Origin of the sequence: Desulfotignum balticum DSM 7044, assembly GCF_000421285.1 — a bacterium.
Lineage (GTDB): Bacteria > Desulfobacterota > Desulfobacteria > Desulfobacterales > Desulfobacteraceae > Desulfotignum > Desulfotignum balticum.
Genome location: NZ_ATWO01000001.1, coordinates 828088 through 840592, shown reverse-complemented (window position 1 = coordinate 840592; position 12505 = coordinate 828088). Strand labels below are relative to the sequence as shown.

Below are 12505 nucleotides of genomic sequence, written 5' to 3'. Positions count from 1 at the left end.
TGAACGGGAGAAAGCCAATGACCAGAAAAGTCCAGAATATTCTTTTTGCCTCCGACCTGTCCGTGGACATGAAACCGGTTTTTGAACAAGCCGTTACCATGGCCACCTACACCGGCGCCAACCTGATCGTTCTTCACGTGATGGAAGAAGCCAGCCCGTCTGCTCAACGACAGGTGAAAATGGCATTTGGTGAAAACCTTTACAAAGAAATCAGAGCCAAGCACAAATCCGGTGCCCAGGATCTTCTGATCGGCAAAAATGTGGATGCCTTGAGGATCCGCCAGGCCATTGCCGGATTTTTTGAAGACCATGAAAAAGTGTCGGCGGATGCGGTCTCTCCCATCAAAAAAATTCTGGTGGCAGAAAGCCATTCCATTGCCGATGAAATTGTTTCCTCTGCCGTGGACGAAGACTGTGCGTTCATCGTCATGGGGTGCAGACAACAAGGACTGGTGGCACAAGCCATGGGAGACAAACTGGTTCGCAAAGTATTGAAACGGTCCTCTGTGCCCGTGTTCGTGGTTCCCCGGGACAGGGAATAATTTCAGATCTGACCCGTTTTTTTCATTTTCTCGTTTCCCCGGGAAAATGTCACTGCAATGCCGATGGCAGCCAGGATCGTACCGGCTGCCATCACATGCCTGAATCCTTCCATGAATGCCGGTGCCATGGCAGGAATGTAACTGTCCATGCCCTCTCCTTGAAACGTCAGAAAAGCTGAAAATATCGTTCCGGCCAGCGCCACCCCCAAAACCATGCCCAGGGTTCTGGCCGTTGCTGTTGCGCCCGAGGCAATACCCCGCTGATGCACGGGCACCGATCCCATAATGGCGGTATTGTTGGGAGATACAAACACCGCCGTACCGATACCCGCCAGAGCCATGCGCCAGACAATGGCAAATATCCCCTGTTGTGGAGACAGAAAAATCAGAAAAAACAAAGACAGGCACATGAATGTCATGCCCAGCGTACACAAAAGCCGGGATCCGAGCCGATCCGCCAGCATCCCGGATATGGGCGAAATGATCAATAAAAACAAGAATGGAACAATCATGATAACCCCGGTTTTTGAGGCGGTAAATCCACCGGGATACGTGAGATAGAACGGCATCATGAAAACCAGGAGAAACAAACTGGCAAAAAGAATGGCCGTTGATATCAGAGGGAGAATGAACAGCCGGATCTTCATCAATCCCAGATCCAGCAGCGGATAGGCGGTGTTTGTTTCATTCATGGCAAACCACCATCCACTGATGATGGCGGTCACCAATCCCATCCCGGTTTTCAAAGACACCACGCCCCAGTCCGGAAGCCTTACCAGGGTCACAATCAGGCTGCACAAAAACAAAATCAGCAAAAAACTCCCGGTTTTGTCCAGAGGCTCCCGGCTTCCCTTACCACCGGGCAGATCCTTGAGCACCAGAATACCGGCGAGCACCGCCATCACCCCGATGGGAATATTGATATAAAAAATCAAGCGCCAGGAAAACCAGGCCAGTATCATCCCGCCGGCCAGAGGCCCCAGTGTCAGACCTGCGGCCACCACCGCCCCCATCATACCCAGTGCTTTTCCCCGTTCTGTCTGGGGAAAAGCATCCACCACCAGGGCCGGAGAACAGGCCATGAGCATGGATGCACCGATCCCCTGAAGGATCCTGGCGCTCACCAGCATTCCGGATGTCCATGCCTGCCCGCACACAAACGATCCCACCGTGAATACCAGAAACCCGATCACATAAATCTGGCGGCGCCCCCGGATGTCCGACAGTCTGCCGAATGTCAGCAGCAGGGAAGACACGGTAAGCAGATACACCACCACCACCCATTGCACGGTTCTCACATCAGAAGACAGATCTTCCATAATATAAGGCAATGCCACATTCACAATACTGGAGTCCAGGGTGGACATGAAAATCGAAACCCCCACCAGCATGAACACCTGCCATTTTTTATTCCCAACTCCCATCTTTATTGCCCACTCCATTGTTTTGATTCGTCCAAGAATATGGTATATTGTTTTGAGAAACAAGACAAAAGAAAAGGAGCGTTATGGCAACCATCAATGATGTGGTATTGATTTATCTGGAAAATGCACCCATCGCTTTTGCCCGGGTTGAGAACATTCTGCCGGACCCGAAAAAAGGCTGGTTCCAGATGACACTTCTCATGCTTCAGATCCCGTTACAAACCGTCACATGGATATTGAAAGATGCATATATCAACGGAGAAGAATTTCAGATGAACGGCAAACAGATGCGCCTGGAAACCATCCATGCCCCAAAAGAAACCTCTGCGTTTTCCCAGGACGGCGGCACTGACTTTCCGGAGAGCGCGCCCTCAAAAAAAGCCCCTTCTGATTCTCATGAGAAAACAGACAATATTATTTCATTTTCAGACCTGAAGAAAAAAACCAATGACCCGACAACCGACTGACAGTGTCTCCGCAGCAGGAATGCCATCCGGTTCTCCGGCATTGAAAATCGGACCGTTACACATTCAGGGGAAAACCTTACTGGCACCTCTGGCCGGCATCACCAATCTGCCGTTTCGATGCCTGATCAAAGAGTGCGGCGCCGGGGTGGTGTGTTCGGAAATGATCAGTGCCAAAGGTCTTTTTTACAATTCGGAAAAAACCCTTGCTCTGCTGGCAACCTGCCCAAAAGAGCGGCCATTGTCCGTTCAGATTTTCGGGGCCGAACCCGACATCATGGCCCGGGCTGCCGCAGAGATCAGCCAAATGGGAATCGCAGACATCCTTGACATCAATTTCGGGTGCAGTGTCAAAAAAGTGCTCAAGCAAGGGGCCGGAGCCGCTTTGATGAACCATCTGCCCATGAGTCAAAAAATCCTTGAAGCAGTCCGGCGGGCCACACCTCTGCCTTTAACCATAAAAATCCGATCCGGATGGGATGCTTCCGGTTCCCAGGCATTTGCCATGGCTGACATGGCTGAAAAAGAAGGGGTGGATGCGGTTGTCTTTCATCCCCGCACTGCCACACAGGGCTTCAAAGGCCATGCCGACTGGGACCTGATCCGGCGAATAAAACAACAAACCGCTTTGCCGGTGATCGGCAACGGCGATATCCTTACCCCATCAGATGCATTAACCATGCTGAACCAGACCGGGTGTGACGCCGTCATGATCGGCCGGGGCGCCATGACCAATCCGTTTCTTCTCGGGCAGGTGGAAGCGCTGATCACACAAGGTATCAGCCTTCCGGTCACTGTGTCGGATATCTTCAGAAAAATGGTGCGGCTCATCCAGTTGTATGTCAGCCATTTTGGAGAGACAACCGCCTGCCGCATGCTTCGGGGCCGGCTTCCCTGGTTCGTCAAAGGGATGCCCGGATGTACTGAAATCCGAAAATTACTGTCCCGGATAACGTCCAGCGAACAAGCCATTGAACTGATCCAAAATTATGAATATCGCCTCAGTTTGTAAATACCGTTCACTTGAACGAAAATCTGATTTATCGCCGGGAAATTCGCAAAAATGCCTTGACAAAAAACAAAAAAAACAGGATATATATACTGTATTTTAACATAATACCCATATTCGGAAAATTATTCCGGGCCAATTTCATAAAAAACCAATTGAGATCTTTACTGACGAAAATCAGGTCAATTTCATGACCAGAACACATTTTCAAGGAGAACATGAACCAAATGAATGATTTTTTACACAGCCTGCGGAATGGGCAGGCGGATAAACAACGTACGCCCAAAACACGTAAAAACTATGACAATTCTTATCAATATAACAATGCGCCCAGATATCATTCTTTTAACAATGGATATCAGAACCCCAGGAATCCCAACCTCAAGCGCCAGCCGGTTCCCCCCGGCCCCATGGGAAACCAGCTGCCGCCGGAAGATCCCGGCATCACCCTGCTTGCAGATGCCATTGAGAACCTGACACACCACGTTGAAATTCTGATAAAAAACCAGGAGTACATGTCAAGTATTCAGGAACGAACCGCAGATATCATCGAACGCCAGGCCTTTGCTATCGAGCATATCGTAAGCCATTTGCGGATGGATCAGGAACTGCTGCATGAACCGGAGACCCCTTCGGATGCCGGGTATGACGTCATGCCGGAAACTGAACAGGCACAGGCAATCGCTTCGGAGCAATCCACGGCATCCATGCCGGGTGAATCGGTCAATCGGCTGTCTTCCTTTTCTGAACCCATTGCGGCGCCGGCCCATGATACAAAGATGAAAACCAAACGCCGGGTGATCCGAAAACGCAGAAAATCCGACCCTGAAAAACCGGCGGCTTCGGCCACCGCAGACACTGCCGCTCTGATTCCCCGGGAGGAAGTCTTGAACATTATCCATACCATGAGAAATCAAGGGGCCACCTACGATCAAATCGCCAAACATCTGGTGGATTTAGGACAGCCGACGTTTTCAGGTCGGGGGGAATGGCACGCTCAGACCATTCACCGGTTGTGCAGCAAAAAATAATAACATTTGCGCTCAAGCCGTATGTCAGAAAACCATGCGGCTGGTTTCAACGGCTTACGGCTTGAGCCGGTCTAAATACACATCCCATTCCCAGGGCAGCATCTGCTGTTTCTGGGAATTACAGTTTTTACAACAGGGGACCAGATTGAACTTTTCCGACCGCCCTCCCCGAACCAGCGGGATCAGATGATCCATGGTCAACTCTGCCGGCAGAAATTTTAGTCCGCAATAATGGCAGATACCGTTGGCACGTTTGCGTTTCCACCATTGACTGTTTCTGATTTTTCTGGCTTTGGCCCGTTCTTTTTTTAACCGGGTATCATCCATGAAAAAATCCGGTTCCATTTTTTACCTCAATACCCGAATTCGTTGAGTATTCGCTGATTGCTCACCCAGTCTTTGGTGACTTTCACAAACAGCTTGAGCAGCACTTTTTTCCCCAGCATTTTTTCGATATCTTTTCTGGCCCGGGTACCGATGGCAGACAGCATGGCCCCTTTTTTTCCGATAATGATTCCTTTCTGGGAATCTCGTACCACATGGATACTGGCATGAATCACAATAAGGTTTTTTTCCACTTCAAAGGCGTCCACGGTCACTGCAGATGAATAGGGAATTTCCATGCCGGTGAGCCGGAACACCTTTTCCCTGATGATCTCTTTGACCAGAAATTTTTCCGTGACATCGGTGAAAGTATCTTCCGGAAACAGCCGGGGGCCTGCTGGAAGCTGATTTTCCACTTCATCCATCAACCGGTCCACCTGAATGTTCTGCCGGGCGGAGATGGGAACCACTGCCGCAAATTCAAACACCGGCGTCATGGCTTTCGTCCGTTCAAACACGGTTTGCTTTCCAGCCACATCGATCTTGTTTAAAACCAGAAGCACGGGTTTTCGAACCTGCTTGAGCCGGGCGACAATCATATTTTCAGCCGCATGATTACACGAGGCCGCATCCACCATGAACAATACCAGATCCACATCTTCCACCGCCTGCAATGCCTGATCCACGATCCGCTGATTGAGCAGGGTACCGCTTTTGTGAATGCCCGGTGTGTCCACAAACACAATCTGGGATTCAGGACGGTTTATAATACCCAGAATCCGATCCCGGGTGGTCTGGGGTTTTTTGGAGGTGATGGAAATTTTCTGCCCCAGCACCTGATTCAATAACGTGGATTTCCCGGCATTGGGCGCACCAATAATGGCTGCAAAACCGGACCGGAATTCTTTTTGCATCAGTCGGTCTCCTCTTCGCCGGGCTCATACCATGTGATCAGATTTGCGATTTCATCCAGTATGATTTCCCGGCCCACCCGGGTTTTGGCGGAAAACAGGATCACTTCGCTGGTGTTTCTGTTCATCTGAGAACTGATGGCAGCGGCCCGTTTCTGCTGCTGGGTTTTGGACAGTTTGTCCGCTTTGGTGAGCACCACCAGAAACGGCATATGATGGGATATCAGCCACTGGGCCAGATTCCGTTCCTCTTCTTGGGGGTCCCGGCGGATATCGATGATCAGCACCAGGCCCAGCAGATTGGGACGGTTGGACAGATAGGTTTCCACCATGGGCTGCCAGGCCGCACGAATTTTTTTGGATACCTTGGCATATCCATATCCGGGAAGATCCACAAAAGACAGGTCGTCGTTGATCAGAAAAAAATTGATCAGCTGAGTGCACCCCGGCCGGGAACTGGTCTTTACCAGATCTTTTCGCTGGATCAGGGTATTGATCATGGAACTTTTCCCCACATTGGACCGTCCGGCAAATGCGATTTCAGGCACTGTATACTCTGGATACTGATCCGGCTTTACCGCACTTTTCACAAACTGGACGTCACGGATCTTCATGACACTGTCGCAAGATAGGAAGCCATCCGGTCCATGCCCAAGGTGAGGTTTTCCATGGAATTGGCATAGGAAAACCGCAGATACCCTTCCCCGTTGGCCCCGAAATCAACGCCCGGTGTCACCCCGATATGTGCTTTTTCCAGAATATCAAAGGCCAGGGCATAGGAATCCGTGGAAATATGCTTCACGTTCACAAAAATATAAAATGCGCCGGTCGGGGGCACTTTCACTTCAAGCCCCATGTCATTGAGCCGTTGCAGCATATACAACCGGCGCCGGTTGTATATTTCTTTCATTTTCCGGGTGTCGTTTTCAGCTTCTTTGAGCGCGGCCACGCCTGCCAGCTGGGTCACGGAGTTGGCACAGATGAAAAAATTCTGCTGAAGCACCTGCAAAGCCCGCACAAATGCCGGCGGCGCAATCAGATATCCCAGGCGCAGGCCGGTCATGGCAAACAGTTTGGAAAATCCGTTGAGCACAAACGCGTGGGGCGTATACTCCAGAATGGAATGCTCTTTGCCCTCATAGACCAGTCCATGGTAGATTTCATCGGAAATGATATACAATCCGTGTTTTTCCGCAACGGCCACGATTTCTTTCATCCGGTCTTCAGGAATCACGTTTCCGGTGGGATTGGAAGGGGAATTGATGAAAATCGCTTTGGTTTTCGAAGTGATCCTGACCTCAATGGCTTCCGGGGTAAACACGAATCCTTCATCCTCAAATACCTGGACAAACACGGGCACGCCTTGAACATAATGGATAAAATTGGCATAACAGGCATAATGGGGATCAGACACGATCACTTCATCGCCGGGATTCACCAGCGCGGAAAAAAGCAGCAGCATGGCAGGAGATGTCCCAGAGGTCACCAGAATCTGTCCCGGATCCACGGACGTGCCATAGGTATCTTTGTGATACTGGGCAATGGCTTCCCGCAGCCGGATATCGCCTAAGCTGTGGGTATAGCTGGTGGCATGGCAGTCCAGGGCGGCCCGGGTCGCCCGGTTCACACATTCAGGCACATCAAAGTCCGGTTCACCGATCTCCATGTGGACCACATCGATCCCTGCGGCCTCCATCTGATGAATCTTTTCCATCACGTCCATGACGATGAACGGTTTGATCTGTTCACACCGTGTGGCTGGTTTCATGTTACAACACCTTGTTTAAAGGATATTCAATAATGCCTTCGGCCCCCTGCTTGAGCAGCTTGGGAATCAGGTCCCGGACATACCGGGTATCGATAATGCTTTCCACCGAAAACCAGTCAGACTGATACAGGGAGGCAATCGTGGGCGCATTCAGACTGGGCAGCAGCGACACGATTTCAGCGATTTTCTTTTCCGGCACATTCATTTTAATCCCCACCATCCGATCCGCCACAAGCGCCCCCTGGAGCAGCTGAGCAATCTGTTCGATTTTTTCTTTTTTGGCGGGATTCTGCCAGGCTTTTTTGTTGGCAATCAGCTGGGTGTTGGTTGCCATGACCTCATGGATCACCCGCAGATTGTGAGCCCGGATCGTACTTTCGGTTTCCGTGATCTCCACAATGGCATCGGCTAAGCCGGACACGATTTTGGCCTCGGTGGCGCCCCAGGAAAATTTCACGGTGACATTGATGTTCTGTTCCTTGAAAAACCGCTGGGTAAACTTCACCAGTTCCGTGGATATGGTCGCACCTTCCAGGTCGGCCAGGGTCTTGACCGGTGAATCATTGGCCACCGCCACCACCCACCGGGCCGGCCGGGCACTGACCTTGGAATAGACCAGATCCGTCACCACATGAACATCGGATTCATGTTCCGCGATCCAGTCCAGACCGGTAAGACCGGCATCGATGACACCTGTTTCCACATTGATGGACATCTCCTGGGCCCGACACAGGGCACATTCAATGGTGTCATCATCAATATCCGGGAAATAACTTCTGCCTTCTACATTGATTTTCCATCCAGATCTTCTGAACAGGTCAATGGTCGCATTCTGCAGGCTCCCCTTGGGGAGGCCCAGTTTCAGTATTTTTTCCATCATTTATATACCTTTTCGGGATCAAACACCGGGTCCCCCACAATTTTGAGTCCATTGTCGGTCACCATTCTGAAAAAACAGCTTTTATACCCTTTATGGCAGGCAGCGCCGCCTGCCTGCTCCACCTTGATCACCAGGGTGTCCAGATCACAATCCACCCGAATCTCCTTCACATGCTGTACATGGCCGGATGTCTCTCCTTTTGTCCATAATTTTTTACGGGAACGGCTGTAATAAGTGGCTTTTTTCGTTTTCAGGGTCTGGTCAAATGCCGCCTGATTCATATAGGCCAGCATCAGCACCTCACCGGTCTGTATATCCTGGGCGATGACAGGAATCAACCCGCCGGATTTCTCAAAATCAAGCTGAATCATCATACTGTGATAATTATCCCTTTTTATTCATGTTCTAAAACCTGTATTATTAACCAAAACCAGCTATAAAGTCAATTTATAAAAAGCCTTACATCACTATATTCCCATGCCGTATCAATTCCCAGGCCAATATTTAAATATTTCATTAAAGACAGCCCCTGTTGATATTGTCTTAAAAAACCGATATGATCCAAAAATTCTTATAAATGTAATCAGGCCCCTGGGAAGAACAAAAAAAAAGAAAGTTCAAAACTGACATTTGACTTTCTTAAAGACGACGTTTGCATAGACCGTTTAAATGATTGCCCTAAAAGGATTAATTTGATAACAAGCGGTAACACTTACACACATTATTTTTAAAAAGCCATGACCAGCCAAAAAACCAGATCTGAAATTCTGAAAAAACGAAAAAAAAAGAAGGCCCAACGGATGCGCTCTGTATTCAAATGGGCCATTGTTTTTGTGTTCATTTGCATGTTGCTGACCGCCGGTGGACTGGTCGGTCTTTATGTCTATCTGAGCCAGGACCTGCCTAAAATCAACACATTGGAAGATTATCAGCCGGCCACGGTGTCATACGTGTATTCGGATGACGGCAGAAAAATCGGTGAATTTTACAAGGAACGCCGGGTTGTCATCCCTTTGTCCGACATGCCCGACAATCTGATCAATGCGTTTGTGGCAGCGGAAGACTCCCGGTTCCGGGAACATCCGGGAATTGACATTCTGTCCATTTTCAGGGCGTTTGTCAAAAATTTTCAGGCCGGCACTATCACCCAGGGGGGGAGCACCATCACCCAGCAGGTCACCAAATCCTTTCTTTTAACACCGGAAAGGACCTATGAACGAAAACTTAAAGAAGCCGTTCTGGCCTACCGGATTGAAAAAAAATTCACCAAGGATCAGATTTTATACCTGTATTTAAACCAGATTTACTTAGGACATGGTGCCTATGGGGTCGAATCGGCGGCTGAAAATTATTTCGGAAAACACGCACGGGAATTGAGCCTGGCTGAATGTGCCATGCTGGCGGGTCTTCCCCAGGCACCCAGCCGCTACTCTCCGTTTCAATTTCCCGAGCGGGCCAAACAACGGCAGATCTATACTTTGAACCGGATGAAGGAAGAAGGCATGATATCCAATATGGATGTCACCAAAGCCATTGACATGCCGCTGGATATCAAACCGCGAAAAAACTGGTTCATCGAGCGGGTCCCTTTTTACACGGAACATGTCAGACGATATGTTGAAAAAAAATACGGCGCAGACGCGCTGTACAACCAGGGACTTCAAATTCACACGGCCGTGAATATCGAATTCCAGAAAATGGGCCGGAGTGCCGTTCAGCAAGGCTTGCTGGATCTGGATCGCCGTATGGGATACCGGGGCCCGTCCGGACAGATCCCCCTTTCTCAAATCGAGGCATTCTGCACCCAAGAAGCCAAAAAAATTCCGGAAAATCTGCTGACTTCCGGAGATATACATACGGCCGTGGTCCTGAATGTGGATGATCGCAACAAAAAAACCGAGGTCCGGGTGGGTAATTTTTCCGGCATCATCCGGCTTGAGACCATGACATGGGCGCGGCGGCCGAATTCGAAAACCGCGTATTATGAATCCAAAATATCCGCACCGTCTCAGGTGTTAAAACCCGGGGATATCATTCAGGTTCAGGTCGCATCCGTGCCACAAGACAAGGATGCGTATGAGTTCACCCTGTTCCAGGAACCGGTTGCCCAGGCCGCGCTCCTGAGTATTGAAGCGGAAACCGGCCATGTCAAAGCCATGATCGGTGGACGGGATTACAGTGACAGCCAGTTCAACCGGGCCTATCAATCCCGGCGGCAGCCCGGATCCGCGTTCAAGCCCATTGTCTATGCCGCCGCACTGGACAAAGGATATACCCCTGCTACCGTGATCATGGATTCACCGGTGGTATACGAAGATGCCCAAAGAGATTTCACCTGGAAACCCCAGAACTATGCAGAAACATTTTACGGCCCCACTCTGTTCAGGGAAGCCCTGGTGCATTCCAGAAATGTGGTCACTATCAAGATACTTCAGGATATCGGCATTTCTTATATAATTGATTATGCCAGAAAACTGGGGATTACTTCGGATATCAGTCAGGATCTGTCCATTGCCTTAGGATCTTCAGGTGTCTCGCTGCTGGAACTGGTCAATGCCTATGCCGTGTTTTCCAATCTCGGATATTTTATCGAACCCGTGTTTATCACCAAAATTTTCGACCGCCACGGCAATCTGCTGGAAACCTCCGGGCTGGTGCGCAAAAAAGTCATAGACATGAGCACCGCCTATATCATGACCCATATTCTGGAAAGTGTTGTTACCTCCGGCACCGGAAAGCGGGTCAAGGCTTTGAAACGGCCGGTGGCCGGAAAGACCGGTACCACCAACAACCTGTATGATGCCTGGTTTCTGGGATATACCCCGAGATACACCACCGGGGTATGGGTGGGGCTGGATCAGGGCGGATCGCTGGGGAAAGGAGAAACCGGTTCCAGAACCGCCAGTCCCATATGGCTGGATTATATGCAGCAGGCTTTGGAGGGAAAACCCATCCGAACCTTCACGGTTCCGGATGGGGTGGTATTTGCCAAGATCGATGCCAAAACCGGATTGCTGCCTATCAATGAATCAAAAAATACTGTTTTTGAATGTTTCAAAGAAGGGACGGTTCCCACGGAATATACGCCGAAACCGGGGGCAGTCACCGGCACAGACGATCTGTTCAAACAGGAATTTTAACGATTTTCACCTGATCGATCGCCATGGCCGGATCAGGCCATACACGAAAATCAATTCCTGGAAATTTTTTTTTCATCCGGTGTAAATTGCTGTTCCTGTCCCCCCGCAATCGGGATTCTTCGGAAGGATGAATCCGCAGCTGAATACTGCCTGAAAGCATTGTTGTTCCCAAAGCTTGAATTTTTCGAATTGTTTTCCGGTATAAAATTCGTGAAAGCACCAGGTGTCCAAACGCCGGATGCCAGGGACCGGCCAGAATCGATCCCATTTGTGCATCAGACATATGAACCCCCATGCGAATGACTGTCACGCCGGCTTGATTGAAAACGCCATATGCCCGGCCGGAAATATCCACTGCCTGGTCCAGGGTCAACGGCTGGTAGGTGCCGTTTTGATACCATCGGGCCAGCAGCGTGTTTTTCAAAACCAGGGCCGGATAGATGCGGGCGGTCTTTGGATGCATGTCTGCCAGAACCTGTGCGGTCTGGATCACGCCTTCCCGGGTGTCTCCGGGAAGCCCCGCCATGATCTGGACCCCGGCGTTCATATGGAAGGAGTCAAGCAGATCCATGGCCCGGCAGGTGTCGTTTCGGGTATGACCCCGGTTGGCCTGTGCCAGCACCTGATCATCCATGGACTGAACCCCCAGTTCCACCAGACTGACCGGAAATGTCCCGATCTGTTTTAGCCGGTCTTTTGTCACGGTATCCGGGCGTGTGGAAAAACGGATGCCGTGAACCACACCGGTGTTAAGAAACGGCCGGACGCTTTCCAGCAGATCTGAAATCTGTCCGGGTGCCAGTCCCAGAAAATTGCCGCCGAAAAACGCCACTTCCACTTGGGGCCGGGGCATGGAATGGGCCAGATAGGTATCAATAATTTCAGCCACACGAGCGGCATCCGGCAGAGTGGCTTTTTGACCGGTGATGGCGGTCTGATTGCAAAACACACATTGGTGGGGGCATCCTGAATGCGGAATAAAAATCGGAATGACCAGAGGAGAAACGGTCAT

General features: G+C 50.3%; 13 protein-coding genes. 5 read left to right on the top strand and 8 right to left on the bottom strand.

Translation table 11 applies throughout. From position 1 onward, the window contains the following. Window positions 1-17 precede the first annotated feature (17 nt). On the top strand, window positions 18-542 hold the full coding sequence (locus K365_RS0104400) for a universal stress protein (protein ID WP_006963796.1): 525 nt from the start codon (window positions 18-20) through the stop codon (window positions 540-542). Window positions 543-544: 2 nt separating this feature from the next. Here K365_RS0104400 and K365_RS0104395 read toward each other — a convergent pair whose 3' ends face one another. Further along, on the bottom strand, window positions 545-1966 hold the full coding sequence (locus K365_RS0104395; RefSeq protein WP_006963797.1) for an MFS transporter: 1422 nt from the start codon (window positions 1964-1966) through the stop codon (window positions 545-547). Window positions 1967-2049: 83 nt separating this feature from the next. On the opposite strand from K365_RS0104395, the gene K365_RS0104390 reads away from it, so the two are divergent. The 3 genes from K365_RS0104390 to K365_RS0104375 all read left to right on the top strand — a co-directional run bounded on the left by K365_RS0104390 (window position 2050) and on the right by K365_RS0104375 (window position 4470). Continuing rightward, window positions 2050-2433 carry a hypothetical protein gene (locus tag K365_RS0104390; protein WP_006963798.1) on the top strand — a complete coding sequence of 128 codons (384 nt, stop codon included), beginning with the start codon at window positions 2050-2052 and terminating at the stop codon, window positions 2431-2433. Continuing rightward, a complete protein-coding gene (gene dusB, locus K365_RS0104385) occupies window positions 2414-3442 on the top strand; it encodes a tRNA dihydrouridine synthase DusB (RefSeq protein ID WP_211221105.1) in 1029 nt (342 codons plus the stop codon). Before K365_RS0104390 ends, dusB begins: the two co-directional genes overlap by 20 nt. A 224-nt stretch (window positions 3443-3666) precedes the next feature. Next, complete coding sequence (locus tag K365_RS0104375) at window positions 3667-4470, top strand: hypothetical protein (protein WP_029724937.1); 804 nt, start codon at window positions 3667-3669, stop codon at window positions 4468-4470. A gap of 54 nt (window positions 4471-4524) precedes the next feature. Here K365_RS0104375 and K365_RS0104370 read toward each other — a convergent pair whose 3' ends face one another. From K365_RS0104370 to hisI, 6 genes are read right to left on the bottom strand one after another with little or no spacing between them, the layout of a single operon-like run. After that, window positions 4525-4815 carry an HNH endonuclease gene (locus K365_RS0104370; RefSeq protein ID WP_006963801.1) on the bottom strand — a complete coding sequence of 97 codons (291 nt, stop codon included), beginning with the start codon at window positions 4813-4815 and terminating at the stop codon, window positions 4525-4527. A gap of 8 nt (window positions 4816-4823) precedes the next feature. After that, window positions 4824-5708: a GTPase Era gene (gene era / locus K365_RS0104365; RefSeq protein ID WP_029724936.1), complete on the bottom strand. Its 885-nt coding sequence runs from the start codon at window positions 5706-5708 to the stop codon at window positions 4824-4826. After that, a complete protein-coding gene (gene yihA, locus K365_RS0104360; protein WP_024333678.1) occupies window positions 5708-6319 on the bottom strand; it encodes a ribosome biogenesis GTP-binding protein YihA/YsxC in 612 nt (203 codons plus the stop codon). The genes era and yihA overlap by 1 nt, the downstream gene beginning before the upstream one ends. Beyond that, window positions 6316-7473, bottom strand: coding sequence for a pyridoxal phosphate-dependent aminotransferase (locus K365_RS0104355; protein ID WP_024333677.1), 1158 nt, complete (start codon window positions 7471-7473; stop codon window positions 6316-6318). Before K365_RS0104355 ends, yihA begins: the two co-directional genes overlap by 4 nt. A 1-nt stretch (window position 7474) precedes the next feature. Beyond that, complete coding sequence (gene hisG, locus K365_RS0104350; RefSeq protein ID WP_024333676.1) at window positions 7475-8350, bottom strand: ATP phosphoribosyltransferase; 876 nt, start codon at window positions 8348-8350, stop codon at window positions 7475-7477. Continuing rightward, window positions 8350-8724 carry a phosphoribosyl-AMP cyclohydrolase gene (hisI, locus tag K365_RS0104345; RefSeq protein WP_024333675.1) on the bottom strand — a complete coding sequence of 125 codons (375 nt, stop codon included), beginning with the start codon at window positions 8722-8724 and terminating at the stop codon, window positions 8350-8352. Before hisI ends, hisG begins: the two co-directional genes overlap by 1 nt. A gap of 429 nt (window positions 8725-9153) precedes the next feature. Between hisI and K365_RS0104340 the strand changes: the two genes are divergently transcribed. Then, complete coding sequence (locus tag K365_RS0104340) at window positions 9154-11493, top strand: penicillin-binding protein 1A (protein WP_006963807.1); 2340 nt, start codon at window positions 9154-9156, stop codon at window positions 11491-11493. Here K365_RS0104340 and K365_RS25545 read toward each other — a convergent pair. Then, window positions 11477-12505 (bottom strand): elongator complex protein 3, encoded by a 1029-nt coding sequence (locus K365_RS25545; RefSeq protein ID WP_024333673.1) that lies wholly within the window; start codon window positions 12503-12505, stop codon window positions 11477-11479. The genes K365_RS0104340 and K365_RS25545 overlap by 17 nt on opposite strands.

Excerpts from the sequence above, each read along its gene's own strand:
- K365_RS0104400 (WP_006963796.1), top strand. The coding sequence starts at position 18 with ATGACCAGAAAAGTCCAGAATATTCTTTTTGCCTCCGACCTGTCCGTG.
- K365_RS0104395 (WP_006963797.1), bottom strand. The coding sequence starts at position 1,966 with ATGGGAGTTGGGAATAAAAAATGGCAGGTGTTCATGCTGGTGGGGGTT.
- K365_RS0104390 (WP_006963798.1), top strand. The coding sequence starts at position 2,050 with ATGGCAACCATCAATGATGTGGTATTGATTTATCTGGAAAATGCACCC.
- dusB (WP_211221105.1), top strand. The coding sequence starts at position 2,414 with ATGACCCGACAACCGACTGACAGTGTCTCCGCAGCAGGAATGCCATCC.
- K365_RS0104375 (WP_029724937.1), top strand. The coding sequence starts at position 3,667 with ATGAATGATTTTTTACACAGCCTGCGGAATGGGCAGGCGGATAAACAA.
- K365_RS0104370 (WP_006963801.1), bottom strand. The coding sequence starts at position 4,815 with ATGGAACCGGATTTTTTCATGGATGATACCCGGTTAAAAAAAGAACGG.
- era (WP_029724936.1), bottom strand. The coding sequence starts at position 5,708 with ATGCAAAAAGAATTCCGGTCCGGTTTTGCAGCCATTATTGGTGCGCCC.
- yihA (WP_024333678.1), bottom strand. The coding sequence starts at position 6,319 with ATGAAGATCCGTGACGTCCAGTTTGTGAAAAGTGCGGTAAAGCCGGAT.
- K365_RS0104355 (WP_024333677.1), bottom strand. The coding sequence starts at position 7,473 with ATGAAACCAGCCACACGGTGTGAACAGATCAAACCGTTCATCGTCATG.
- hisG (WP_024333676.1), bottom strand. The coding sequence starts at position 8,350 with ATGGAAAAAATACTGAAACTGGGCCTCCCCAAGGGGAGCCTGCAGAAT.
- hisI (WP_024333675.1), bottom strand. The coding sequence starts at position 8,724 with ATGATTCAGCTTGATTTTGAGAAATCCGGCGGGTTGATTCCTGTCATC.
- K365_RS0104340 (WP_006963807.1), top strand. The coding sequence starts at position 9,154 with ATGCGCTCTGTATTCAAATGGGCCATTGTTTTTGTGTTCATTTGCATG.
- K365_RS25545 (WP_024333673.1), bottom strand. The coding sequence starts at position 12,505 with ATGACCGTTTCTCCTCTGGTCATTCCGATTTTTATTCCGCATTCAGGA.